This window comes from Streptomyces chlorus, assembly GCF_042655885.1.
Lineage (GTDB): Bacteria > Actinomycetota > Actinomycetes > Streptomycetales > Streptomycetaceae > Streptomyces > Streptomyces chlorus.
Genome location: NZ_JBHSOA010000029.1, coordinates 11,823 through 37,269, shown reverse-complemented (window position 1 = coordinate 37,269; position 25,447 = coordinate 11,823). Strand labels below are relative to the sequence as shown.

17 protein-coding genes and 8 pseudogenes are annotated in these 25,447 nt (G+C 70.2%); 14 read left to right on the top strand and 11 right to left on the bottom strand.

Features of this window, described 5'->3' with window-relative positions; translation table 11 throughout:
* Positions 1-256 precede the first annotated feature (256 nt).
* A pseudogene (locus tag ACFPZI_RS14990) lies at positions 257-715 on the bottom strand (transposase); the annotation flags it as partial.
* A gap of 332 nt (positions 716-1,047) precedes the next feature.
* On the opposite strand from ACFPZI_RS14990, the gene ACFPZI_RS14985 reads away from it, so the two are divergent.
* The 7 genes and pseudogenes from ACFPZI_RS14985 to ACFPZI_RS14955 all read left to right on the top strand — a co-directional run.
* Positions 1,048-1,206 carry a hypothetical protein gene (locus ACFPZI_RS14985; protein ID WP_381363272.1) on the top strand — a complete coding sequence of 53 codons (159 nt, stop codon included), beginning with the start codon at positions 1,048-1,050 and terminating at the stop codon, positions 1,204-1,206.
* A gap of 766 nt (positions 1,207-1,972) precedes the next feature.
* Complete coding sequence (locus ACFPZI_RS14980) at positions 1,973-3,076, top strand: FecCD family ABC transporter permease (RefSeq protein WP_381363271.1); 1,104 nt, start codon at positions 1,973-1,975, stop codon at positions 3,074-3,076.
* Positions 3,076-3,850 (top strand): annotated as a pseudogene (locus ACFPZI_RS14975) (ABC transporter ATP-binding protein). The gene ACFPZI_RS14980 and the pseudogene ACFPZI_RS14975 overlap by 1 nt, the downstream one beginning before the upstream one ends.
* 54 nt (positions 3,851-3,904) lie before the next feature.
* Positions 3,905-4,927 carry an ABC transporter substrate-binding protein gene (locus tag ACFPZI_RS14970; RefSeq protein WP_381363269.1) on the top strand — a complete coding sequence of 341 codons (1,023 nt, stop codon included), beginning with the start codon at positions 3,905-3,907 and terminating at the stop codon, positions 4,925-4,927.
* A gap of 326 nt (positions 4,928-5,253) precedes the next feature.
* A complete protein-coding gene (locus ACFPZI_RS14965; RefSeq protein ID WP_381363279.1) occupies positions 5,254-5,649 on the top strand; it encodes a (2Fe-2S) ferredoxin domain-containing protein in 396 nt (131 codons plus the stop codon).
* A gap of 121 nt (positions 5,650-5,770) precedes the next feature.
* Positions 5,771-6,469, top strand: coding sequence for a (2Fe-2S)-binding protein (locus ACFPZI_RS14960; RefSeq protein ID WP_381363267.1), 699 nt, complete (start codon positions 5,771-5,773; stop codon positions 6,467-6,469).
* Between the two features lie 206 nt (positions 6,470-6,675).
* Positions 6,676-6,831, top strand: a pseudogene (locus ACFPZI_RS14955) (DUF4430 domain-containing protein); the annotation flags it as partial.
* 169 nt (positions 6,832-7,000) lie between these two features.
* Here the strand turns inward: ACFPZI_RS14955 and ACFPZI_RS14950 are convergent.
* From ACFPZI_RS14950 to ACFPZI_RS14940, 3 genes and pseudogenes are all read right to left on the bottom strand, one after another.
* Positions 7,001-7,254: pseudogene (locus ACFPZI_RS14950) on the bottom strand (hypothetical protein); the annotation flags it as partial.
* 198 nt (positions 7,255-7,452) lie between these two features.
* Positions 7,453-8,937, bottom strand: a pseudogene (gene metE / locus ACFPZI_RS14945) (5-methyltetrahydropteroyltriglutamate--homocysteine S-methyltransferase); the annotation flags it as partial.
* A 33-nt stretch (positions 8,938-8,970) separates the two neighbouring features.
* Positions 8,971-9,273, bottom strand: a complete 303-nt coding sequence (locus ACFPZI_RS14940; RefSeq protein WP_381363265.1) for a GNAT family N-acetyltransferase — start codon at positions 9,271-9,273, stop codon at positions 8,971-8,973.
* 167 nt (positions 9,274-9,440) lie between these two features.
* Here ACFPZI_RS14940 and ACFPZI_RS14935 point away from each other — a divergent pair, with 167 nt between their 5' ends.
* A complete protein-coding gene (locus ACFPZI_RS14935; protein WP_381363263.1) occupies positions 9,441-10,070 on the top strand; it encodes a hypothetical protein in 630 nt (209 codons plus the stop codon).
* Between the two features lie 288 nt (positions 10,071-10,358).
* Here the strand turns inward: ACFPZI_RS14935 and ACFPZI_RS14930 are convergent, their stop codons facing one another.
* The 5 genes from ACFPZI_RS14930 to ACFPZI_RS14910 all read right to left on the bottom strand — a co-directional run bounded on the left by ACFPZI_RS14930 (position 10,359) and on the right by ACFPZI_RS14910 (position 18,791).
* Complete coding sequence (locus ACFPZI_RS14930; RefSeq protein WP_381363261.1) at positions 10,359-13,217, bottom strand: poly(A) polymerase; 2,859 nt, start codon at positions 13,215-13,217, stop codon at positions 10,359-10,361.
* Positions 13,217-14,956: an RNA ligase family protein gene (locus ACFPZI_RS14925; protein WP_381363259.1), complete on the bottom strand. Its 1,740-nt coding sequence runs from the start codon at positions 14,954-14,956 to the stop codon at positions 13,217-13,219. The genes ACFPZI_RS14930 and ACFPZI_RS14925 overlap by 1 nt, the downstream gene beginning before the upstream one ends.
* A 297-nt stretch (positions 14,957-15,253) precedes the next feature.
* Complete coding sequence (locus tag ACFPZI_RS14920) at positions 15,254-15,604, bottom strand: UBP-type zinc finger domain-containing protein (protein ID WP_381363257.1); 351 nt, start codon at positions 15,602-15,604, stop codon at positions 15,254-15,256.
* Entirely contained in the window at positions 15,601-17,118 is a 1,518-nt protein-coding gene (locus tag ACFPZI_RS14915; protein ID WP_381363256.1) for an ATP-binding protein, read from the bottom strand. The genes ACFPZI_RS14920 and ACFPZI_RS14915 overlap by 4 nt, the downstream gene beginning before the upstream one ends.
* A complete protein-coding gene (locus ACFPZI_RS14910; RefSeq protein ID WP_381363254.1) occupies positions 17,115-18,791 on the bottom strand; it encodes an NAD(P)/FAD-dependent oxidoreductase in 1,677 nt (558 codons plus the stop codon). The genes ACFPZI_RS14915 and ACFPZI_RS14910 overlap by 4 nt, the downstream gene beginning before the upstream one ends.
* Positions 18,792-18,988: 197 nt before the next feature.
* On the opposite strand from ACFPZI_RS14910, the pseudogene ACFPZI_RS14905 reads away from it, so the two are divergent.
* Positions 18,989-19,243: pseudogene (locus tag ACFPZI_RS14905) on the top strand (universal stress protein); the annotation flags it as partial.
* A 457-nt stretch (positions 19,244-19,700) separates the two neighbouring features.
* Here the strand turns inward: ACFPZI_RS14905 and ACFPZI_RS14900 are convergent.
* Positions 19,701-19,874, bottom strand: a pseudogene (locus ACFPZI_RS14900) (hypothetical protein); the annotation flags it as partial.
* Positions 19,875-19,920: 46 nt separating this feature from the next.
* Between ACFPZI_RS14900 and ACFPZI_RS14895 the strand changes: the two are divergent.
* The 5 genes and pseudogenes from ACFPZI_RS14895 (at position 19,921) to ACFPZI_RS14875 (ending at position 23,527) form a co-directional block, all read left to right on the top strand.
* Complete coding sequence (locus ACFPZI_RS14895) at positions 19,921-20,181, top strand: hypothetical protein (protein WP_381363252.1); 261 nt, start codon at positions 19,921-19,923, stop codon at positions 20,179-20,181.
* Positions 20,182-20,743: 562 nt separating this feature from the next.
* Positions 20,744-21,475, top strand: coding sequence for an SDR family oxidoreductase (locus ACFPZI_RS14890; protein ID WP_381363251.1), 732 nt, complete (start codon positions 20,744-20,746; stop codon positions 21,473-21,475).
* Positions 21,476-21,567: 92 nt separating this feature from the next.
* Positions 21,568-21,996, top strand: a pseudogene (locus ACFPZI_RS14885) (cupin domain-containing protein); the annotation flags it as partial.
* Between the two features lie 156 nt (positions 21,997-22,152).
* Entirely contained in the window at positions 22,153-22,803 is a 651-nt protein-coding gene (locus tag ACFPZI_RS14880; protein ID WP_381363249.1) for an IS701 family transposase, read from the top strand.
* A 157-nt stretch (positions 22,804-22,960) separates the two neighbouring features.
* A complete protein-coding gene (locus ACFPZI_RS14875; RefSeq protein WP_381363247.1) occupies positions 22,961-23,527 on the top strand; it encodes a VOC family protein in 567 nt (188 codons plus the stop codon).
* Positions 23,528-23,790: 263 nt separating this feature from the next.
* On the opposite strand, the gene ACFPZI_RS14870 is transcribed toward ACFPZI_RS14875, so the two are convergent.
* Entirely contained in the window at positions 23,791-25,221 is a 1,431-nt protein-coding gene (locus ACFPZI_RS14870; protein WP_381363246.1) for a selenium-binding protein SBP56-related protein, read from the bottom strand.
* Positions 25,222-25,447 lie beyond the last annotated feature (226 nt).

Here is a 25,447-nt window from a genome sequence, read left to right as displayed (position 1 = left end):
CCCCACAGGAAGCCTTCCAGCGAGCCCTGACCGAAGGTGTTGCTTCAACGAATTGACACCGCCCAGCCGTTCTCGCGGACCGGACGCCCGTAAGCACGGCCGCTCCCAAGTCGGTGACTGGACCCCCGGCGGCTCGGAGGCGAGGGCCTGTGGCTGAGGGTGGGCATGGTGGTGGCCCGGGTGTCGTCTCGGGTGGACGCCGGGTTCCACTGTTCCGGCTGGGTTCGTCTTCTCGTAGGGGTGGCGGATCCGCTGGTCAGCCGGGGTTCGGTAGGAGGTCGAGGCGTTCGAGGGCGCTGGTGATCTCCACGGTCCAGGGCCAGTGGCGGGCAAGGCGGAGGATCCGGCGCCGGCCGGTGGTAACGAGTTGGGCGGCGGCGGAGAACAAGCGAAGCCGGAGCTTCTTGGGTTCCCAGCGGCGAGTGTCGCCTTGCAGAGCGAGCATCGGCATCCAGGCGAGGAGGTCGAGGGCGAGGGAGACGATCTCCAGTTAGATCTGGTTTTGGGTGATGTCGTGTAAGGGGAGGTTGCGCAGGCCGGTGGCGCGGGCGTCTCGGATGCGGTCCTCGCAGCGGGCCCGTCTGCGGTGCCTGAGTTCGAGAGCGGCGAGTTGGCCGCCCTGGGTGTCGGTGGCGAAGCAGGTGATCCGCATGCCGTCCGCGCCGGTGATCCTCAACTGTGCCCCGGGATGCGGACTTTCCCTGTGCACGATAAGGACCTGCAGAAGAACAACATGTGGATGGGCAGCTAGCTGACCTGCGAGGTCAAGTCGCAAAACCAGCAAGTTATTTTCCGGCAAGCCCTAAGCCGCATCCCTTTTCGTGATCGACGCGTACGGCTTCGTCGACGGCCCCGCGTCAACCGACCCAGCCCTCCTGGACTTCCTCACAGGTACCGACGTCGATCTGTACGGCGAGTGGGCGGGGCTGTGCGGACTGCCGGCCACCCCACGTGTCGCCCGGCACGTCGAGTACGCCCGGACCGGCCGTCGCATCGTCCGCCGCACCGACGGGGTCGCCCCTGCACCGAGACCCGGACACCAACCGGGTGTGCGCCGTGCCGGCCCGCTTCGAGGAGACCGTGCACGCTCTCGAACCGGTACTACCGCGCTTTCGGCTTGCCGAGGGCGACGCCCTTGTCCTCGACAACTACCGCTGCCGGCACGGCCGCGACGCGCACCCGGCGAGCGCACCGTCCGCATCCTGACCCTGTGCACGGCCGACGCACGCTGAATCGATCCTCTGACTTACGTCACGGGATCGTGCGGGAACGCACTCCGTACCGCCCCCGGCTCCTTCCACTGGTACGGCACCAGGAGACCGCCCGGAGGCCCGCTGACCGAGCTGCGCGACGTGTATCAGGGGCCGGCTGTGACATGGACCGCTCGGGGTGACCGGAGGGGTGTCAAAGCTGCATGGTGCTGGGAGGAATCTCCCGTGCCGGGACTGTGTTGGGAGGGCGCCCCAGAACAGCGATTCCGCCGGGGGAGCGCCATGCTCGACATTCCGGCTCAGTGCACGAACCCCACTACGACGGTGAACCGAGGAAATGGGCCTCTGTTGCCGAATTTGGGGGTGACCACGGTCGGCGCCTTCGGCGCCCGTCACTTCTCCCGCCGCCCCGGACCAGTCGGGACGACAGTCGCGCCGTCCGACCTGGCCGTGGGCGGTCCGAAGACCACGGCCGAGGACTGGATCATCCCATGGCGCAGCCCTGCGCCTTCCGATGGAGAGCAGGTGTGGAACACGCGCTAAGCTGCAAGAGCCTCGTGGGGGAAGTCCGGTCGAAGTCCGGCGCTGACCCGCAACGGTAGGCGGAGTCCTGCACAAGGTTCCGTAAGCCCGATTACCCGCGGTGGCGAAGCTCCTGTCAATCGCCGTGGACTGCGAGAGGTGCTGCGCACGGCGCCCAGCGTCCGGAGCCGCTCCTTCGATTACGCAGGTGCACGGCCCGAGGCGAAAGCGACCCGCCTGTGGCCACGCTCCGCGATCGAATACCCACCGTGCTGCCCCGCAGCACGAACAGCGGGCCACCACGACCCCGGCGTGGCTTGCTGCCCCTGCTCGTGACCGGCCTGTGCGTCGCGCTCCCCGTCTCCCTCGCCTGCGGGGCGGGCATCGGGGCGTCGGAGCTCTCGTGGGGTGAGGCGCTGCATTACCTGTGGGCGGGGCTGACCGGTGGGTCCATAGCTCCGGACGAGGTCTCCTCCTACGTCATCGTGTGGGAACTCCGCTTCCCGCGCGCGGTGCTGGCCGCGGTCGTCGGTGCCGGTCTGGCAGCCGTGGGCGTCGCTGTCCAGGCCATGGTCCGCAACGCGCTCGCGGACCCGTTCGTCCTCGGTATCTCCTCCGGTGCGGCCGTCGGTGCCAACGCCGTGCTCATCTTCGGCGTGTTCGGCGCGTTCGGTGTCTGGGCGCTGTCCACGGCTGCGTTTCTCTCCGCGCTCGCGGCCATGGTGCTGGTGTACGCGATCGCCCGGACCCCTCGGGGGCTGACACCGCTCCGACTCGTACTGACCGGTACCGCGATGTACTACGGCTTCTCGGCCGTGACCACGTTCATGGTGTTCGCCGCCGAGCACGGTGAAGCGGCCCGGTCCGCGATGATGTGGTTGCTCGGCAGCCTGGGCGGTGCGAACTGGTCCTCCGTGCCGATCGCCGCCGGCGCGGTGCTCGGTGGCCTCATCCACCTCGGCTGGTCGGCCCGGCGCTTGAACGCCCTGGCGATGGGCGACGAGACCGCTGCCGCGCTGGGGGTGGACCCCGGGCGGCTGCGCAAAGAACTCTTCCTCACCGCCGCCGCCGTCACCGGAGCGGTCGTCGCGGTCAGCGGGGCGATCGGCTTCGTGGGCCTGATGGTTCCGCACGCCGCCCGAATGCTGGTCGGGGCGGACCATCGGCGACTGCTGGCCGTCGCCCCACTGGCCGGTGCCGTGCTGCTGATCTGGGTGGACATCCTGTCGCGCGTGGTGCTCGCGCCCGCCGAACTGCCCTTGGGCGTATTGACGGCCGTGATCGGTGTGCCGTGCTTCGTCCTGCTCATGCGCCGCCGCACCTACACCTTCGGAGGCGTGTGATGCAGGTCGACATCGACGCGCTCACCGTGGAGATCTCCGGTGCGAGGCTGGTTGAGGACGTCACCCTACGGGCGGGCAGCGGCCAGTTCGTGGGGCTCGTCGGGCCCAACGGGAGTGGTAAGTCGACCCTGCTGCGGTGCGTCTACCGGGCCCTGCGTCCCACGGCCGGCGCGGTCCGTCTCGGCGGCGACGACCTGCTGGCCATGAACACGCGTGAAAGCGCGCGTCGGCTCGCCGCCCTGCCGCAGGAAGCGGCCGCGGAGTTCGACTTCACCGTGGCCGAGGTCGTGGCCATGGGCAGGCTGCCGCACCAGAAGGCGGTGGCCCGTACCACCGACGAGGACCGGCGGACGTGTGGCGCCGCCCTGGAGGGAGTCGGCGCCGGTCATCTGACCGACCGCGGATTCCTCACGCTCTCCGGCGGTGAGAAGCAGCGGGTCCTGATCGCCCGCGCGCTCGCTCAGCAGCCGCAGGTGCTGGTGCTGGACGAACCCACCAACCACCTGGACATCGCTCAGCAACTGGAGGTCCTGGCCCTGGTACGCGCCAGCGGGCTGACCGTGCTCACCGCGCTGCACGACCTCAACCTCGCCGCGCTCCACTGCGACCTCATCCACGTCATCGACGGTGGACGGATCGTCGCTTCCGGCGCCCCCCCACGACGTTCTCACGCCCGTCCTGCTGGCCGACGTCTTCGGCGTTCGGGCGCACCGCGTCCCCCACCCCGAAACAGGCGCGGTCCAACTGCTCTTCGATCGCCTTCCCTCCCAGTAGTCCACCTGCTCGGTTCACCTTTCCCGGTCCGCCCTCAGAGGAGTCACCGCCACTATGCCGAACCTCGCACGCCCCACCGCCCTCGCTCTCGTCCTGGCTTTCGCCGCCACCGGCTGCGGGGCGGACGTCTCGTCGGAGGGAGGAAAGGGAGACGGTGTCCGAGCGTCCGACAGCCACTATCCGGTCACTGTCGAGAACTGCGGCGAGAAGAAGACGTACGAAAGGGCTCCACGGCGCGTGGTCACCAACGACGTCGGAATCACCGAGATCATGTTCGCCCTGGGCCTCGAGGACCACATGGCGGGATACGTCATGCCCGACGACAAGGGCGACCTCACGACGGTGCCGTGGAAGGACGGCTACCGGAAGACCAAGTGGCTTTCGAAGGAGCGGATCAACAAGGAGCTGGTACTGGACGCCGGAGCCGATCTGGTCTTCGCGGGCTGGAACTACGGATTCAACGAGGGCGAGGGTTTCACGCCTGCCGCGCTGCAGCGCGTGGGCATCGACTCGTATCTGCTCAGCGAGTCGTGCCGCAACGGACAGGGCAAAGCCCGGGGCGTGATGCCACCGCTCGACGCGCTGTACACGGACCTGCGGAACCTGGGGAAGGTGTTCGACGTCGAGGACAGGGCCGAAACCCTCGTCACCTCGTTCCGCGAGCAGGTGGCCGAAGCACAGGCGAAGGCTTTGAAGGGCGCCGACCGGCCAAGGGTGTTCCTCTACGACAGCGGGCAGGACAAGCCGTTCACGTCGGGCGCCTATGCCGGGCCCCAGGACATCATCACCAAGGCCGGCGGCGACCACATCATGAAGGATCTCAAGGACAGTTGGACCACCGTGGGGTGGGAGACGGTCGTGGCCCGCGACCCCGAGGTCATCGTGATCAACGACTACGGGGACACCACCGCGGAACAGAAGCGGAAGTTCCTCACGTCCTACAAGCCGCTCGCGAACGTCTCCGCCATCAAGAACGACCGGATCGTCGTTCTCGACTACGTCGACCTCGTCGAGAGCCCGCGCAACCCCGCAGCCATCAGTTCACTCGCGGCGGACCTGAGGAGCCTCAGCTCCTGAACCCGAGGGCCCGCCTTTCCCACGGACCGGCGGGTTGGACAGACGAACGCGTGTCCGCGCCTGCCGGTGCCTGCGGAGTGCGGGAGTGGGCCGGACCGGACCAGCACTTCGCCCACTGCAGTGGCGGGTGGTCTTGGCACGGGGCGGGTGACGGCCAGTGAGACATCGTCGGCGCAGGCCACCCGGCGGGACGGGAGAGCATCGCCGGAGTCGGAGGGAGCAGGACGTGGGTTGTAGTACTGCTGTACGACAGATCGACCGCGCTCGATGCGGTCGTGCCGTACGAGGCGCTGTACCGGGGAAGGGAAGGGCGTGGCATGTCCGCAATGCCGACCGGAGCGACGACCGACGAGTCGACGGAAGTCACGGTGACCGGGTCGGTCCCGTGCCGCATCGTCGTGTGCCGGGACTGCTGCTGTGGCAGTCCCAAAGTGACCGGCGTCGATCACACGGCCCAGACCCAGAGCCTGCGCGCGGTGGCGCCGGTACGTGTCTCCGACTGCCTCGACGTCTGCGACCAGGCCAATGTCATCGTCGTCCAGCCCTCCGCCGCGGGCCGGGCCGCCGGTGCCCGGCCCGTCTGGCTCGGGCTGGTCAACGACCCGGACGCCACCGAGGACATCGCCGCCTGGGCACGCGCCGGCGGACCCGGCGTCGCACCCCGGCCGGACATCCTCGACCTGTACGCCATCACGCCACCGCGGCGGCGTACGGTCTCCTGAAGCCGTGCCCGCCAGGAGGGCCCGCACGCCTCGGCGGTGACCCGCTGCCGGACGAGCCGGGCACTCACGCTCACTCACTGATCTCGCATCGGGACACTCGCCAGAAAGGAAGCGCCCCGACATGACCGAACATGCTCGGGCGTCTGCAGAGGCCGTCACCGCGGCCCTGCACGACGTGGCGGCCCTCGGCGGCTTCTTCGTCCTGCACGTCGGCGGCCGGGACGAGGGCTGGCATCCGCTCGACCACTCCTATGCGAGGGGCTTCACCGACCTGGCCGACGCTGTCACGCAACGGCACCACACCCGCGAACCGCGGATCGGCGTGTCCATCGCCCACCTCGGACACGCCGCACGCCTCTGGTCCCCTGCTCTGGCTTGCGTACTGCTGCACGGGATCGTCCCGGATCTGAGCGGACTGCAGCGGGCTGATGGCGGACCGGCCCTCCGTATGCCCCGCCCCGCCGGCTGGTACACCGGGCGACTGTCCGAACCCACCCTCGCCCTGAACGAGCAAGTGATGCGGCATCTGCAGGCGCTCGCGGCCGGACTCCACGTCAGGATCGCCCCGCGTCTGCTGGACGGGAACGCCGCTTCGGCGCTCGTCGGGGCGGCCCATGTCCTGCTGGCGGCCCGCCCCGGCCTGCGCGAGCCGCTCACCGGCTTGACGGCCGAGCTGCTGGGCACCGGACGGCTTGCGGGTACCGGAGTGATCACCGGACCGGATCTCACGTTCCGCCGCCGCAGTTGCTGCCTCTACTACCGTGCGCCGAACGGTTCGAAGTGCGGTGACTGCTGTCTGGCCGGTCGAGACCACCTATGAGGTGAGCGGCAGCGGGAGCGCCGTACGTGCCCGCCGGAGCCGGACACGGCAGGCACTGCGGCTACAGAGACCGTGGGTGAAGGCATCACAGTGTCAGGCGTGTTCGGTGCAGGCAGATGTTGTCGGGCGTCGGAGTTCGTCAAGCCTCCGCCGCAGTCGTGCCCTCTGGGGGACAGGTTGCCGGTCGAACCCGCAGACCACGGTCCACCGCCGTGCCGACGCCGACCGCCGCGCTCGACAACGCCGCGCGCAAGCGGAACTCCACCCGGGACGGCACCTGGTGCGCTTCGTTCGACGACTTCTCGGTCTGCACCATCAAAGACGTCGGCGGTGGTGGCGTGACCCGCTGGAACATCTCCGTGTTGAGGTCGGAGCCGGTCACTACGGGTACCGGCGCCACCTCCCGCGGCGGCCAGTCGCACTCGTGCGTGCGGCCGACCAGCTGCTCGGACAGTCCGAGTTCGGCGACGATGTCGGTCGCGGCGGGCAGCAGGGAGACGATGCGCATGCCGCGGCCCTACGGCCCCGGGATCACGCGCCCCAGCGCACGGCGATCGTGTCACCGACACCCACGACCGTGCCCCGCGTGGCGGAGGCGAACGACGAGCCGTCGATGCTCACCTTTTAGGTGTTGGAGCCGCTGTTGGCCCTGCCGTTGAGTGAGGTGATGGTCCCGGTGCCGGATGTCGGGGTCACGGAATCATGCAGCCGGACGGCGTGGCCGAGCTCGTCGCCGCGTCGAGGACGGTCCCCGGTGTGGTGGTCGTCCCGGTCGGCTGCCCAGCTGTCGGCGCATGACGAACAGGCCCTCAAACTCCTTCGCGGGCACGGCGATCATCGGCCTTCCGCTGACCACGACGTTGTGCGGTTTCTGCCTCGTCCAGGGGCCTCTCGTATCGCTGCGACGGCTGCGGCGGCCGACAGGCCGCGTGGCTCACCGGGGGCCGGGCGTTCTCGTCCCGGCCCCCGGTGAGTCGACCGGATCAGGAGGCGTGCAGCTCGTCGCGGACGGTGCGGGCGGCGGCGACCAGGTTCTCGAGCGAGGAGCAGGTCTCGGGCCAGTCGCGGGTCTTGAGGCCGCAGTCGGGGTTGACCCAGAGCCGTTCGGCGGGGATGGCCTTCAGGCCGGTGCGCAGCAGTGCGGCGGCCTCCTCCTGGCTCGGGACGCGCGGGGAGTGGATGTCGTAGACACCGGGTCCTGCCTCACGCGGGTAGCCGTGGGCGGCGAGTTCGTGGGCGACCTGCATGTGGGAGCGGGCGGCTTCCAGGCTGATGACGTCGGCGTCGAGGTCGTCGATGGCCTGGACGATGTCGCCGAACTCGGCGTAGCACATGTGGGTGTGGATCTGGGTGTCCGGGCGGACACCGGCCGTGGTGAGCCGGAAGGCTTCGGTGGCCCAGGCGAGGTAGGCAGGGCGGTCGGCGGCGCGCAGCGGGAGCGTCTCGCGCAGCGCGGGTTCGTCCACCTGGATCACCGAGGTCCCGGCCGCCTCGAGGTCGTTCACCTCGTCGCGCAGGGCGAGGGCGACCTGGCGGGCGGTGTCGGCGAGGGGCTGGTCGTCGCGGACGAAGGACCAGGCGAGCATGGTGACCGGTCCGGTGAGCATGCCCTTGACCGGCCGGTCGGTGAGGGACTGGGCGTAGGTCGTCCAGCGCACGGTCATCGGTTCGGGGCGGGAGATGTCGCCGGCCAGGACCGGCGGGCGGACGTAGCGGGTGCCGTAGGACTGGACCCAGCCGTGTTGCGTGACGAGGTAGCCGGTGAGCTGCTCGGCGAAGTACTGCACCATGTCATTGCGTTCGGGCTCGCCGTGCACCAGGACGTCCAGGCCGGTCTTCTCCTGGAAGGAGATCACCTCCTGGATCTCGGTTTTGACGCGCTCCTCGTAACCGGTGGTGTCGAGGCGCCCGGCGCGCAGGTCAGCCCGGGCGGTGCGCAGTTCGACGGTCTGGGGGAAGGAACCGATGGTGGTGGTCGGCAGCAGCGGCAGACCCAGGTGGGCGCGCTGGGCGGCGGCACGCTCGGCGTACGGCTGCGAGCGGCGGCCGTCGGCGTCGGTGACGGCCTCGGTGCGGGCGCGGACCGCCGCGTCGCGGGTGATGGGGGAGTTCTCCCGGGACGCCAGGTCGGCCCGGTTGGCGGCGAGTTCCCCGGTGATCGTGTCGGTGCCCTGGGTGAGGCCCTTGGCGAGCGTGACGATCTCGGTGGTCTTCTGCCGGGCGAACGCGAGCCAGCGCAGGATCTGCGGATCGATGTTCCGCTCCAGGGCCGTGTCGAGCGGAACGTGCAGCAGGGAGCAGGAGGCGGACACGTCGACCCGGTCGGCCAGACCTAGCAGGGTGCCGAGCGTGGACAGCGATGTGCCGAGGTCGTTGGCCCAGATGTTGCGGCCGTTGACGACGCCGGCGACCAGCCGCTTGCCGGGCAGTCCGCCGACGGCGGCGAGCGCGTCCAGGTTGGCGGCGGATCTCGGCGGTACGCAAGGCGGGGCTCCGGAGGCCTACAGGGGAAGTGGGGCGAGGTCTCGTGCGGGGTGGCGTGGGCCGAGGAAGACGACTATGCCCTTGCCGTCGGGGGAGGGGTGAGTGGCCTGTGTCCAGCCTCGGCGGCGATAGAAGGCCATGGCCCGCGCGTTCTGGACGGAGGCCAGCAGCCAGGCACGCCCCTCGGGCGCGTCCTCGGTCACCGCTTCGAGGAGGTCGCCTGCGAGGCCGGTGCCGCGGGCGGCGGGACGGACGGCGAGTTCGCCGATCTCCCGGCCGCCCCAGAACTCTCCCTCAAAACCAGCTAACCCACCATCCACAAAACCCGGGGCTTGACAACGTGACAGTGCCCTCGGGTGCTGCACTGTGCGGCAGATCCTCGTGCCCGGGGGTGGGAACCATCCGGCCGGAACGACTCGTCACTGACCACGACCGCCACTCAGAGCGGCGGGGGGACACCAGGAGTGAAGCGACAGTGGGGGGTTTCATGAAGCGTGCATCTGCGGCAAGAGCGGGCCTGACGGCCGTGGCGGTGGTGGCGATGCTGACGGTCAGCGGCTGCCGGGAGGACTACACGGGCCTCCCCGACCCCGACGCTCCCTCGAGCGGGCAGGTCTCCGGATCCGCGTCGCCGACGCCTTCGGCGGAGCAGAGCGGTCCGCGCACCCTGGTGGACGCCCCCCGAGCGGGCGGCCTGGACAAGCTGACGGGAGAACAAGCCCTGACGGACGCCCCGGTCGACCCGGGCGAGATGCGGGACGGCATGACGCTGGTCATCGGCAACTACGGGGACCCGGGCGGACAGGGTGCGCCGGTGCTGTTCGAGGGCGTCGACCACGTGCCCGAGGACAGCAGCAAGCGCCGTGAGCACCTGTTCCGGGGCATGATCGAGTACATCCAGTGGGACCCCGAGCTGGGGCAGCCCGAGGCGCAGCCGGTGGAGCCCGGACCGCTCGGCGGCTCGGTGGAGTGCCTGCTCGCCTCGCTGAGCGAGGAGGGCAACGTCATCTGCGGGTGGGCCGACGAGGGAACGGCGGCCGTCGCGCTCTTCGAGGACAGCACGCTCGCCGATGCGGGAAAGCTCTTCGTCGAGATGCGGGGGAATCTGGAGGGCTGACCGACCGGCGAGCGAGAACACGGACATAGCCGCGGCCGACGGGCAGGACACCCTGCCCGGAGGTCCCGGCGGGCTCCCGGGACCGCTACCGGCAGGCGTGGTGGTGCGGGAGCGCCGCCGATCCATGACCCGGCAGCGGGTCGAAACCGAAGGCCGGAGCGCCGGCCGAAAGCCCGCGGGACCGCGCCGGAAGTACCGGCGCTCCACGGCATCGTCGAGGCCCTGACCGAAGCCGGCACCCGCGGGATCCGGCTCGGGGGTGACGTCCCTCGACGCGTCACCTTCCAGTCAGCGCAGGGTCGGTACGGTGCCGCACTCCGCCCACGTGACGTCGACGCCGCGCAGGTCTCTGCCCCACTCTTCGGAGATTTCCGCGAGCCGGGCAGCGTCGGGCGGGGTACGGCCGAGGCCGATCGCGTACCGTGCGAGCGCCGGCCCGGTCTCGAACGGGCGGGGCCAGGCGTACGCGTCCGCCGCTCCGGCGTCCTCCAGAGCGGTGAGCAGCGCTCGCAGACGCCCCCGGACGCGCCCCAGAGTCTCCTCGAACTCCTCGGCAGGGCCCGGGCGTACGGTCAGGATCGCCCAGGCTGCGTGCTGCCGGTGCAGGGAGGGCGGCGACAACAGCTCGGGCCAGGGGTTCGTGCCCGCATCCGCTGCCGTTTCCAGGACGGTCCAGGCGCGGTAGAGCTCATCGGTCAGCAGGTCCCGGAAGCAGGCGCCGACCTGTCCGGTGCAGTTGCGGACGGGATCGGTGGGCGTCATGAGTGCCACGGGCGTGTGCGGTCCCGTTCCGGTGGAGGTGAGGCCGACCGGGTCCCGCCAGTCCCAGGCGGCCCAGGTGCCGAAGAAGTGGCGGAGCAGGTCCGGAGCGGCCGGGTCCGTGGCCTCGCATGTCGTACGGGCCGCCAGCACCGACCAGGCCAGGCCCGGCAGTCCACCGAAGGGGGCCGAGTCGAGGCCGCGCGCCCCGGCCCACGCTTTCACCTGCCTGGCGAGCGGGGTGAAAGCGGTGTGGTGGTCGCCCACCGCGGCCCGTACCGCGTCCGCGTCGCTCACCGCGCTCAGGGCGATCGCCGCCCCCTCGTCCAACTCGGCGCGGCGGACCACTGCTTCGCCGGGGTCGAGCGTTCCGGTGGCGACGATGACCAGGTCGACGTCCAGATCACCGGTGCGCAGCCGCAGGCCCGGCACCCGGGCGCCGGTCACCTGGCGCACCCGGGTGGCGCCCGGCAGCGCGGCGGTCACCCGTGCCCGGACGCCGGCCAGGTCGGCGCTGCCCGGCAGCGCCGCGACCAGGTCCAGGTCCGCTCCGGCCAGGGCGCAGCCCATGCGCCGTGATCCGACGATGTGGACGACTCCGTCACCCAGCGCCGCGGAGATGCGCTGCGCCGTCCTGCGCGCCAGGGCGGCCTGGGCCTCGCTCTCTGCGGTCGGCTCGGTGGTAGCGGGTTCGGTGGTAGCGGGTTCGGGGGTTTCGGGCAGCCATCGCACGTCGCCCGTTCCGAGAGCGATCGTGGCGCGTGGACGCATCGGTTCGTCGCCCCGGCGGGAGAGCAGGACCAGCTCTTCGACCCGTGCCGACATGCCGTCGAGCCGGGCGGCGCATGCGGCGGCGAGGCGCTGCGGATCCCTCGCCCGGCCCAGGGTGAGGTGGGGGGTGAAGCCCTCGGCGCGCCCGCGGCAGCGCGGAAAGCGCTCCTCCAGAGTGCGGCGCAGTCCTGCCCACGGTGCTTCGCCGGCCGCCGCCGGATCGAGCCAGACGGTGGCGTCGTCCCGGTGCCCGAAGGTGTGCACCCCGTCCAGCCGGGCGGTGAAGGCCGCCGTGCCGGCCGCCGCTTCGGCCAGCAGCGGGGCGGCTCGCTCGAAGTCGGACTCCGGCACGAAACCGAAGAGCAGATTGACGTGCGGCGGCCAGCGGTGGAACTGCGGATCGTGCTCCCGGCGGATGCCCTGGAGGATCGGCCACAGCTCCTGGGGAGGTATCCACGTCAACGCGGTGCGGGCTGTCGGCCGGGCGTCGAGGACGTCCGTGGACTCGGTACCGCTCAGTTGAAGGTCCGCCTCCACGCCGTAGTGGTCCGAGACGTAGAGCCCGTCCGTTGTGGGCGAGTCGCCCCGCAGGAATGCCCCGGTCGCCCGCAGCCGTCCCGCGCGCAGGAAGATCCGGTCCAGCCGGGAGGCCCGGCCGGACAGTGAGGACACCGCGGCCAGCGGATTGACGCCCGGGTCGAACGTGGGCGTCCGGTCGCCGGGCCCGTGGACCTCCGTCCAGGCGTCCCGCAGCCCGAGCGCGGCGGCCGGTTCGTCGCCGCCGTCGTTGAAGTCACCGACCAGGATCAGATCGCCGCCCACGCCGCCGAGTCCCTCGGCGAGCCGGCCCAGTTCAGCCTGCCGCCGGGCCGGGCCGTTGGGGGAGTGGTCACTGCTCAGATGGGTCGTGGCCACCACGAGTGGACCGGAGCCGGTCTCCACGGTGATGGCGGTGACGGCCTTGTGCGGTCCGAGTTCGTGCCGCCCCGCCTCCCGTACGGGCAGTCGGCTGAGCAGCAGCAGCCCGCTGTCCTCGATGTCCTTCCCTCCCGGGGCGGTGCCCAGGGTGTAACCGGCGCGGACCCAGGGTGCCCGCAGCAACAGGGCGAGCAGACCGGCTTCGACCTCCTGGAGCGCGATGACGTCCGCGTCGGCGTCTTCCAGGGCTGAGAGCAACAGGGGGCGGCGCCGGGTGGTGTCGATGCGGTCGCTGTCGTACCGGTCCCACAGCGTGTTCCAGGTGAGTACGCGCAGACTTCCCGCGCTCGGCACGGTCGTCCGGGGTGCGCCGTCCGCGGGTCGCCATCCCTCTGCCGGTTCCCATGCGTGGGGCGTCCCGGCTGTGAAGAAGGGCGCTCGCAGCAGGCGCGGGTTCCGCACCCGGCCGGCGTCCGACGTGTCGATGCGGTCCACACCGGTGGTGCGGTCCCAGACCAGCTCGCCGTCCGCCTCGACGAACAGCACCCGGTGCCACGGGATGTCGCCGCCGGGTACGAACGAGGACAGCGGGATTCGCTCGGGGGCGGCACCGCGCTGGGTGATCCCCAGCACGAACCGGGCCGGATCGAACCGCGGGTCCCAGCGGACCCGGTGATAAATCTCGTCGCTCGTACGCATCACGTCTCTCCTCCGTCCATGGTGCCGTCCAACGTGCCTGCGGTGTCGTCGACGGTTCCGCCCGCTCCGAGGTACCAAGTGCGGTGGGCCTCAGCCGGGTAGGGCGGGGTGAACCGGTGCAGCTGCGAGGCGAGCACCTCGGGCGGCACCGGGTGGGCACGCCCCTTGTTGCGCCGTGCCAACTCTTCCTCGTCGACCAGCGCGACCACGTGAGTGACCAGGACGTCGCGGCGCCGTGCCACCCCGTGTACCAGAGAACGCTGGTGCTGGTTGAGGGACGTGGCGTCCCACACCACGGTCCCGCCGCCGGCCAGCGCAGAGTCGAGCCGGCCCAGCCCCTCCCGCAAGACCTCCCCGTTGGCCCGCTGGTCGGCCCGGGAGCCCCGGGCCTGGCGCAGATCGTCGAGGGAGATGCACGAGTCGGTCCGGGGGAGACTCCCGGCGAAGGTGCTCTTCCCGCTGCCCGACGGCCCGACGAGATGGATCAGCCGGGGAAACGCCCCGGAACGCCACCGCCAGCTCGCCGCCACCGCCGCGTCGACGGTGGAGACCCGCCCTTTGGCGAACGCGTCCCGCGCCTCCGCCCAGCACCGGTCGGCGGCAGCGGAGCCGAGGCCGGCGAGTGCGTCCCGCAGCCCGGCCCGCAGCGGCTTCAGCGGGGATTCGCCGAGCAGCCCGGCCTCCTCGGCATGCACCGCGGACCATTCGACCTGTTCGCGAGCCTCGGCGGTGTGCGCGACCGCCCCTGCGACCGCGTGAAGCACCCCCAGGTCGGCGGCGAGAGCGAAGCGTGCCAGGCCGGTCCGGCGGTCGCCGTCCGGGTACGGGCGCTGAAGCCTTGGGGACAGCCCGACCAGATCTGCGATGCGGCGGGCGCCCGGCATGCCCAGCGGCCCCGCGAGGCGGGGCCCGAGCCACGCCCGGCGCGTGCTGTGGAGCATCGCGGCCAGGACACCCTCCAGCCGTGCGTCCCCGGACCGGCCCAGCACGTCCAGTCTCGCGGACACATCGGCGACGGCGGCCTCGGCGGCGGCCGGATCCTCAGGGGCGACGCCCAGCGCGGCCGACAGGGACGGCACGTCGGCGGCCGCCCCCGAACGCACCGCCCACAGCGCGGCGTTCGGGCCCAGAACGTTCTCCACGACAGCGGCGTGCATCCAGTGCGTATCGGTTTGAACGTGTCTTTCGCGCACCCACTTGGCCACCCGCTGCCCGAACTCCTGCCGGCCGAACCCCTCGGCTGTGCGTACGACGTAGCCCTCCTGGCGCACGGTGTCCAACCGCAGCGCGCGCAGCGCACGCTCGTCGAAGACACCCCGCCACAGCACCTGCGGCACCGGAACTCCCAGCCGCCGCAGGAACCGGACCGTCCGGTCCCAGTCCAGGCAGCGGTTGCCGCCGTCCCAGACGGAGAACCCGTAGAACCAACTCTCCAGGTCTCCATATGCGATCGAGTGCCGCGCGAAGAGGTTCTCGCCGCACACCCGCCAGCCATGCGGGATCTCCGCGCCGATCCGTCCCTGCAGGCTCTTCACCCACGCCCGCGAGGGATGGTGCGCAGAATCCAGCGACCGGGCGTGCAGCCCGTCGGCATAGAGGGTGGTGTTCTCCCCGTCGAGTTTCTCGGTGACCACGACCTCGCGGCCGCGCAGCCCGGACAGATCACCGGCTCGTATGTCGTCCGACGCCGCCCCCGGCGACCATGGGAGATGAGGCGTACGGGGGTAGTGCACACGCATGATCCGCTTTTCGTGACGATGTCGGGTCCGATCACTGTAGGAGCGTGACGAGAACAGATCCACCGAATAATCGCCGATCGGTAGGACACCCCCGTGGGGGCGGGTGACGTGCCGTTGGCTCTGTGTCTCCCGCCCTTCGGTCGCTCGCATGAGGGCGGCTGGGCGTGCCGCAGGCTCGGTTTCCGGTGTTGGGCGATTTCAGGGTCTGGTTGTCTGTGGGCAGCTGCGGGCGGATGCTGCATGGCATGCGCATGACAATATGCCGCGCACGTGCGACGGTGGGCAGCTCGGGACGGCTCAGCGCAGCACGTCCGCCCAGTTCGCGGGGACGCGGCCCGCCGGACCGGGCGCCGGCTGGTCCGGCGGGTGGCTCCCCGGTGGCGCGAGTTCGGGGCCGGTCTCGTACAGCTCGTTCGTGTCGTAGTTCCAGAACCAGCCCTCGCCCGGCTCGTAGCTGCGGATCACCGGGTGCCCGGTGGCCCGGTGGTGGGCGGTGGCGTGCTTGCCGGGGGAGTCGTCGCAGCAGCCGATGTGGCCGCACTGCGCGCAGCGCCGCAGATGGAACCACCAGCCGCCTGCGGCGTCGCACTCGACGCAGCCGGTGCCGCTGGGCGGGACGCGGGGGTCGATTCCGGTGTCGCTGGTCATGTCGGCTCCTGGGATGTCGTACGGTCCTCGGACGTGAGCGGCGGCCCGTCGGACGAGGCGGAGGAGAGTGCCGTTCCGTCGGGTTCGACGGCGGCCAGGGGCAGCAGTACCCGGAAACGGGTGTCGCTGGGCACCGACTCCACGCCGATGCTGCCGTGGTGCTTGTTGACGACGATCCGTCGGGAGATGTCCAGCCCCAGACCGGTGCCCCGGCCGACCGGCTTGGTGGTGAAGAACGGGTCGAAGATGCGGTCGCGGATCTCCGGCGGCACGCCGGGCCCGGTGTCCCGGAACTCGACGAGAAGCTGGTCGTCGTGGAGCGCGGTGCGCACGGTCAGCGTGCCGTCGCCGCCCTCGCCGTCCATCGCGCAGAGCGCGTTGTCGATCAAGTTGGTCCACACCTGGTTCAGTTCCGCCGGGTAGGCGGGGATCCGCGGCAGCGTACGGTCGTACTCCTTGACGATCCTGATCCGCGGCCCGATCTTTCCGGACAGCATCAGCAGCGTGCTGTCGAGGAGTTCGTGCACGTCGGCGACCTGGTAGGGGGCACGGTCCAGCTGGGAGTACTGCTTGGCGGCGTCCACCAGACGGGAGACTCGGGTGGTGGAGTCCGCGATCTCGTCCATGAGCAGCTCGGTCTCCACCGTGTAGTTGAGCCACCCCACGGCGCCCGGCAGGATCTCCTGCCCGACGGCCGCCGCGACCTGCTCCAGCCAGTCCACGTCGAGCCCGGCCTGTACGAAGGTCGGCGCGATCTGCCAGCCCTGCTCGATGCCGTGGTCCTCCAGCCAGTCGGTGAGGGCGTCCTCGCGGTCGGCCACCTCCAGCGGGGTGAGCACCGATGCCTTGGCGACCCGCTCGGCGGTGCGTTGCTGGATGTCGATGAGATTCGCCAACTGGTCCCTGGAGAAAGAACTTTCGGCGATGAGGGCGAGCTTGTGCCGCATCCTGGCCACCCGCTCCCGCAGCGTCGCGGTGGCCCGGACGGCCGCCGCCGCCGGGTTGTTGAGCTCATGGGTGAGCCCGGCGGACAACGACCCGAGCGCCAGCAGCCGCTCCCGCTGCCCTACGGCCGCCTGGGTGCTCTTCGACCCGAAGAACAGCCCCTCCAGCAGATGCACCGCCATCGGGAACCACTCGCGCATGATGTCCGCGAACGTCTCGGCGGGCAGCACGAAGAACCGCGTCGGCTCCGTGACGCGCATCGAGTTGTTGTAGACCTGCCGCAGCCGGTCCCCGAGGTACGCCTGCATGGCGCCCGAATAAACCCCGCGCTGCGAGGACCGGATGACCTCCACGTCGTCGCCACCGACCCGGCGGGAGAGCACCACCGTGCCCTCCAGCATCACGTAGAAGCAGGCGGCCGGCTCGCCCTCGGTGTAGACCGGTCCGGGGTCGAACCGCTCCATCCGCCCCTCGCGGCACAGCCGGCCCAGCTGTTCGCCCGACAACTTCTCGAACAGGAACAGCGAGCCGATCTCCTTCGGGCTGCACGGCATCGGCCGGCCGCTCATGACTGCTCCAGATACCGGTGGACGAGCATCACGGCCATGGCTCCCTCTCCTACGGCGGACGCGACCCGCTTGGCGGACTCCGCGCGCGCGTCACCCGCGACGAACACGCCGGGCACATTGGTCTCCAGGTGGTACGGCGGCCGGTCCAGCTCCCAGCCGGGAGGCGGACGTCCGTCGGGCGTGAGGTCGGGCCCGGCCAGGATGAACCCGCGCCCGTCCCTCAGCACCGTGCCGTCCAGCCAGTCGGTGAGCGGGGCCGCGCCGATGAACACGAACATCCACTGGGTGTCGACCAGCTCGCTCCGCCCGCTCGCCGTGTCGCGCAGGGTCAGCTTCTCCAGGTGGCCGGAGCCGTGCGCGGCCTCCACCACGGTGCCCGTGCGCACCGAGATGTTGGGGGCCTCCTCGATCTGCTGGACCAGGTAGTACGACATCGACGCCGACAGGGAGGAGCCCCGCACCAGCAGGGTCACCGACTTGGCGCCCCGTGCCAGGTACATCGCCGCCTGCCCCGCCGAGTTGGCGCCGCCCACGATGTAGACGTCCTGGCCCTGGCAGGACGGCGCCTCGGTCAGAGCCGAACCGTAGAACACCCCGCAGCCGGTCAGGTCCCGCGCGCCGGCCGCGGGCAGCTGCCGGTAGGACACCCCGGTCGCCAGGATCACGCTGTGTGCGGCGACCGCCGAGCCGTCCGAGAACCGTACGGTCCGGGCCGCGCCGCCCACCTCCAGGCCCGTCACCTCGCGCGCGGTGAGGATCTCGGCGCCGAACCTCGCCGCCTGCCGGCGGGCCCGGTCGGTCAGCTGGGCGCCGGAGACGCCGTCCGGGAAACCCAGGTAGTTCTCGATCCGGGAGCTCTGCCCGGCCTGCCCGCCGGTCGCCGAGCGCTCCACGAGCACCGTCCGCAGCCCCTCCGAGGCCCCGTACACGGCAGCGCCGAGCCCGGCCGGGCCGCCGCCCACCACGACGAGGTCGTAGAAGTCGGCCGCCGGTGTCGTCGCCAGCCCCACGTGGGCCGCGAGCTCCGGTGCCTCCGGCTCCAGCAGGGGCGTGCCGTCCGGGGTGACCACCAGCGGCAGCCGCTGCCCGTCCTGCCCGGCGGCGGCCAGCAGCCGCCTGCCCTCGGGCTCGTCGGAGGAGTACCAGCGGTAGGGCACCTGGTTGCGGGCCAGGAACTCCCGCACCTGGGACGACCGCGCCGACCAGCGGTGCCCGACCATCTTGGTGCTGGGCACCGGCCGGTAGTCACTGCATCGCCAGGCCTGCAGCAGGTCGTCCAGGACCGGATAGAGCTTCTCCTCGGGCGGGTCCCAGGGCTTGAGGAGGTAGTGGTCCAGGTCGACGACGTTGATCGCGTCGATCGCCGCGTTGGTGTCCGCGTACGCGGTCAGCAGGACCCGCCGCGCGCCCGGGTACACGTCCAGGGCCTGTTCGAGGAACTCGATGCCGTTCATCCGCGGCATGCGGTAGTCCGCCAGGATGACGGCGACGAGGTCGCCGCGCAGTTTCAGCTCGTGCAGCGCGTCCAGCGCGGACTCGCCGGACTCCGCGCGCACGATCCGGTACGAGGCGCCGTAGCGCCGCCGTAGGTCCCGGGCGACGGCGCGGGAGACCCCCGGATCGTCGTCCACGGTCATGATGACGGTCCGCGTCGGCTCCACGGCCTGTGCCATGTGTCTGCCACCCCGCGTGGTCGGACAGGCGGCCCGGTGCGCCCTTGCGGCACCGCGCCGGCTCCCGCCCATCGTATGTTTGATCGTCCGATTTGTCTGAGTGTGCGGAGGGTCGTCGTCCCGGCCGCCCGCTTCCGTGATCACCCGGTGGGGGAGACTGGGCCGAGGACGGCTCACCACACAGGGAGGCGGACGGCATGACGCGGCCGATCACGGCAGGGGTGGACGGATCGGAGGAGAGCCTCGCCGCGCCGGCGTGGGCAGGGCGGGAGGCCGAGCGCCGCGGGCTGCCGCTGCGCCTGGTGCGCGCCTGGCGCTTCGAGGTGCGCGACGCCTTCGACGCGGGCGACCGGGGCACCCAGCGGCAGTGGGTGCGCGACGGCCTCGCGGAGGCCGCCCGGACCGTCACCGAACGCCACCCCAACCTGACGGTGACCACAGACGTGGTGGAGGACGGGCGACCGCGGATGGTTCCCACGTTCACCATGTGACCGATCGGTCAGGGAGGCGCCCAGCTCTACCCCGGCAGCATCGCCACGTCTACGCCGCAGACCTTCGACGTGGCCTCCCCACCGACAGAACTAAACGGCTTCGGAGGTGAGTTCCGAACCGAGAGGTCCGGATCTCACGCACTGCATACCGGCTCATATCCACCAGATTTGACCCGGCTTCGCTGTTACGGGGCGTCCACCACTGGTTCGCTCTCGCTACACCTTCTGACCTCGCTGAACGGACCCGCACCGTCTGGCAGTTCCAGCACGTCCCGTTTTCGTCGGGGCCGCTTGCCACCCTCACCGGCGTTCCCCGGATCAGGCTGTCCTCAAGCTTCAATCAGGCCGCTACGACGACCTGACGGAGACGGTCTCCCACCGCCTCTCGATCAACACGGCGCCTCGTGGCGCACAGCTGTGCGGCGAAAAAAGCCGATGCCGTCCGCAGGACCTCGTTCGCCCGGCGCAGTTCCCGCACCTCGCGCCGCAGCCGGGCCAGCTCCTCCTTCTCCTCGGTGGTGAGCAGGTCACTCCGCTCACGGGCATCCGCTTCGGCCTGCCGGATCCAGCCGCGCAGGGCCTCGGGATGCACCCCGAGTTACTCGGCCATATGGCGGATCACGGGCTTCGGCTCGGCCGTGCGGTACATCCGCACCGCACGCTCACGCAACTCCAGCGGATATTTCCTCGGGGCAGGCATCGTCTGGGCTCCTTTCACGAAACCCATCTGGCCTGCTGTCACGCAACTCCGCATCTCGGGGGAAGCTCAGGTCGCGCCCGGCCTCGCCCTGGTGCAGGCGGCGGACCTGGCCGGCGAGAACCGGCCTGGCGCGGCGGCCGCTCCCGCTTTCGCCGAGGCCGTGGCGCTCGCCAAGGCCTGCGTCCACCGGATCCGGTGACGGCACCCGTGGGGCGCCCTGTTCGGGCGCCCCACGGGCTCGGCTGCAGGTAGGTGATCTGCAGCTCGGCGGCGAGGAGACCGCCGTTCAGCGAGGTGTCGGTGAGCAGCACGCGGATGAGACGGCCGCCGAACAGCGGGCCCGAGTTGATCACCAGGTAGACGCGGACGGGGCGGTCAGCCATGACGTGGCCTCTCGATGGGGGCGGTCCCGTGCGGGCCGCCCTGTGCCCCATCGCGGGCTGGGGCCCGGTCGGACAGGACCGGGCCCCAGACGGGTTCAAGCAGCCTGTCGGACGTCGCGCTGCTCGAGGGCCGCGGCGGGGGCGTCCTCCAGTGGGTGCCGCTGATACACAGGGATTTGCCGACGGTGACGGTGTGGCGGGTGAACGCGGCGCGCAGCAGATCGGCCAAGGCAGCAGATCGGCCAAGGGGGCGAGGCCTGCGGCGACGGTGTGGCCGTGCTCGCCGGGGCGAGAGTGTCCGAGTCCGGGTGTACGTAGAGTGAGGTTAAGGTTACATAAGCCGTATGTCGGGCAATGTCGTCAAAGGAAGGTTAGATCATGAAGTTCGCAGTCATCGGCGGAACCGGGCTGATCGGGTCACGGGTCGTGGAGAACCTGAACGCGGCCGGGCACCAAGCCGTACCGCACTCCCTGTCCAGCGGCGTGGACGTCATCACTGGCCAGGGACTGGAGGCGGCCGTGGCGGGCGTCGACGTCGTCATCAACCTGACGAATTCCCCGACCTTCGACGACGCCTCGCTCGCCTTCTTCCAGACTTCAATGGACAACCTTCTTGCCGCGAGCGAGAAGGGCGGGGTCGGGCACTTCGTCATCCTCTCGATCGTCGGCGCGGACCAAGTGCCCGATCTGGACTACTACCGGGCGAAGGTGCTTCAGGAAAACACCCTCAAGGCCGGTCCGATCCCGTATTCCATCGTCCGCGCCACGCAGTTCATGGAGTTCATGGACGCGACCCTGGCCATGACCGCCGACGGCGACACCGTCCGCCTGCCACGCACGCCAATCCAGCCGATCGCCGCTGCGGACGTCTCCGGCATTGTCGCCGAAGTCGCCGCAGGCAGCCCTCTGAACGGCGCCCTCAACATCGCAGGTCCCGACGTCTACCCCCTCGACGAACTCGGCCGACTCACCCTGACCGCCAAGAGCGACGGGCGCTCTGTCGTCACCGACGACAGCGCCGGCATGTTCGCCGCCGCCCACGGCGACGTCCTCACCGCCCCGAACGACGCCCGCATCGCCCCCACCCACTACACCGACTGGCTCTCCTGAACGGTCCCCCTCCAGCACTCGACTTGCTGCGCCAGTCCGGGGCGATGCGCGCGTCGCTCCCACTCTGATTGCCTCAAAGAAGAGCAAACGCCATGTCGCACAACGAGTCGTCCGGCGGCGCCGGACAGCAGCCGCGCTCCGATGTATGGAAAACGGCCGTCACAGTGCTCCAGACGGTGAAGCCGCCGCACATCCCCGAGGGCGCCGAGGTCATGACCATTCACGTGGAGTTTCCTCCCGGCGACCCAGGCACCCCTCCCCATCGTCACCCCGGACCGGCCTTTGGATACCTTCTCGAAGGAGAGACGCGCTTCGAGCTCGAAGGCGAGCCGGAACGCGTGATCCGAGCAGGGGAGACCTTCTGGGAACCGGCCGGCGACGTCATCCACTACCAGGCCGGCAACAACCGCACCGACTCCTGGAGCCGCTTCATCGTCACCATGCTGTGCGTGCCGGACCAGCCGATGATCGCCCTTGTCGACGACGAGGAGCTTGCACAGCGTAAAGACCGGCGAGCGCCTGGTACTCCAGCAGGACTTCGACGTTTTGCCTGCTCAGAGGCTGCGCGTGGTGAGTGTAGTGGGCCGGTGGCCCGTCAGGGGCGGTCTTCACGGGGCCGCCCCTCGATCGTGTGCAATCGGCGTTGGTAACGGCAGTGGCCGGGGCAGCCTCCCGTCGTGATCAACGAGCCTGCAGCCGAGACCTGGGACGACGAACTCGAAGACCTCTTCCTCCGTGTCGGCCATCGTTTCGGCCGCGTGGAGCCACGCCGGCGGATGCGCGACTACGTTCGCGGTCTGCTCGGCCCGGTCGGCCGAAAGAGTGGCCGGCAGCTGGCCGAATACGCCAGCCACGCCACCCCCGACGGGCTCCAGCACCTGCTCGCCGGTGCTTGCTGGGACACGGACGAGATCCGTGACGAGCTCCAGCACTACGTCGCCGAACACCTCGGCGAGGACGACGGAGTCCTGATCATCGACGACACCGGCTTCGTCAAGAAGGGCACCACCTCCGCGGGCGTGCAACGCCAGTACTCCGGCACCGCCGGCCGCACCGAAAATCCCCCAAAGGGGGTACCCCCAGCCAGATCGGGGTCTTCGCCGCCTACACCTCCACCCGAGGCCGCGCTCTGGTCGACCGTGAGCTCTACCTCCTCAAGTCCTGGACCGAGGACCGGGACCGCTGCCGCGCGGCGAAGATCCCCGACGAACGGGACTTCCATACCAAGGGCGACCTTGCCAAGGACGTTGACCCCCTTGTCTGCCCGGACGCCCCTGGCAGTGTCCGTCAAACGCCTCGATCGGATGACAGGGGACAGAATTCGGTAGTCACTCCGGGGCCCTTTCTCATGATCAATGTCGATGAGTTTGGGAGTCACTGTGGCTTTTTCTCGGTGGGGTCGCCGTCTCACCCGACTCAGGCGGGGCTACCGTGCCCCGGCATGGGTCTGTTCTGCGTTGGACGCGATCGTGCTGGTCTGGGACTGTGAGATTGACGGTGTTTCCTTGCGACTACCCGTACGGGACTGGCCTTGTTGTCCAGAGAGTCGATCTGCCGGCCGTGGTGCGAACGGGACATGCCGACCCGGCGAACGGACGTGGCGAACAAAAACTGACTCTCAAGGGAGCAGTGACGATGCCGAATTTTCCTGCACTGGCACATGTTGCACTGACCGTGTCCGACTTGCGTACGAGCGCGGCCTGGTACCAGCGGCTGATCGGCGCCGAGCCGATCCTGGACGAGGACACCGGCCCCTTTCACCACATCATCTTCGCCCTCGGGAACGGCACGATGCTCGGTCTCCACGCCTTTCCTCCCGACACCGCGAGCACTGATCAGGGTCGGGCTCGATTCGATGAGCGCCGAGTCGGCCTCGACCATGTCGCCTTCGCCTGCGTCGACCGAGCCGAACTGGGGAACTGGCGGAAGCGCCTGAACGACCTAGGCATCGAGCACAGCGAAATCGTCGACGCCCACTACGGATCCGGACTCGCCCTGCGTGACCCTGACAACATCCAGCTGGAATTCTTTGCGCCGCCATCCCGGAGCTGATCCACTGAAGACGTCCAAAGCGTCGTAGCCGCATTGCCTGGGTCCTCGATGAACCGGGTGCACAGGGCAAGCTGCACTGTCGCGGTGCGCGATTGGCTGCGGCTCCTGGAGATGAGCCGCGCACCGGAGTGAGGCCGGCGCCGGCCGGGCGCGCCCGGCCCCACCACACCATCAGCCAGACACGCCATGGACAACTTGACAACGCCGGCATGACAGGCAAAGCCGCTACTGCGGCGGCGCCGACGCTCGTGGAGCACAGGCGGTCAGCGGCGGTAGCAGTACGAATCAGAGGAGGCGTCGCCGCCTTGCAGGCGCGTCTGGTGCACGCGCAGGCCGAGGAAGTCCGGGCCGTGCGGGAAGAAGTGGCTGTCGACGGAGAGCCCGCCGTGCGCGGTGTCGGCGTCGAGTTTGACCATCCACGGGTCGATGCCCGCGGGATAGAGCTGTGCGTCCCAGGCGGCGTACAGGGAGTTCGTCAGGTACACGCGCCGCCCGTCGCGGCTGAGCTCGACCATCTGCGTTCCGCCCGTCAGCGGAGTGTCCGGTTCGGCGGGGTGCGGCTGTCGGCCGACGATGCCGCCAAGACGCACGGACGCGGTCTGCCTGGGATGGAACGGGTCGCTCACGTCGTACTGGAGCAGGTCGCCGGTTCCCCATGCGGATATGTACAGCCACTGGTCGTCCACGGACAGGTCGATGTCGGTGATGAATGGGGGCACGGCGCCGAACGGCTGCAGCGCCGGGGGCAGGTCCTCCGTTTGCGCGGGCTCGGCCGGGACGGTGATCACCTTGCGGACGACGAAGTCCTCGCCCTCCCGGTTCCACAACCACACCGACGCCGACAGGTCCTCCACGTTGACCACGGTGTTGGTGAACCCCCACGTGGCCTCGGGGTCGTGCGCGGGGCGCAGTTCCAGCACCATCTGGTTCTCGTCCCCCAGATCGACGCGCTGCAGGTGCCGGCCGGAGTCCAGTTTCCAGAAGTGCAGTGAGTGGCCGTAGCGGCGATCCAGCAGCAGTTCGGGGACGAGGCCGTCCTCGATCATCGAGGGGGTCCCCCACTCGCTGGTCACGGCGATGTTCTGGCGCAGGTGCCACCAGAGGTCGTAGGCGAGCCGCTGCGGTCCGCGGTCGCTCTCCCAGGCGCGCAGCACTTCGAAGCTTTCGTGGTCCAGCAGCGCGACGCCGCCGGGCCCGTCCGCACCGTCCGCGCTGCCCAGGCAGGACAGGAACATTCCGTCGGGGCCGCAGTGGAGTGTGTGCGGGCGCGAGTATCCGGCCTTGGCGGCCAGCTCCTCGGGCTCGACCACCTTGACCAGGCGCGGGCGGGCGGGATCGGGGTTGGTGTCGAAGACGTGCAGCCGGGAGGAGCGCAGTCCCGGGACGATGAGGTAGCGCCGCGCAGCGTGATGATGACCGGCATGCGCCAGCGCGCTCGAGCAGGCGTTCCAGCCGAAGTGGTGCAGTTCGTTGCCCGGGTCGGGCAGCTCGGCATGGGAGGTCACGCGGCCGTATACGGAGGATTCGGGGTCGGTGCCGACGGTGAACAACGCGTCCGCGCGCTGTGCGGTCGGGTCGAAACCGACGACATAGGCGAGCTTCTCCGGGGGCGCGGCGACGGCATCCGCCGGAGTGCGGTACAAGGTGGGGTCACTGTGGTCGTCGCGGTCGTGAGCGTGCTCGGTCGTGCTCATGGCTGTTCCTTACTCCCGAACGGGAGCCTGGATCCGGATGAACCCCCGACAGGCAGCCGGGCTCACTCGTTCGAGATCGACGTGCAGACGCGGGACAGATATGCCATGAAGCGAGCGTTTCACAGCCCTGGAGCCCTGCCAAGGCGGCAGCGTGGTGGCGCGGACCGCCTGAGGGCGTTGTCAGGTTGAGTGGTGGCCTCCTCGGGCGGCATGATCATCCGCCTGG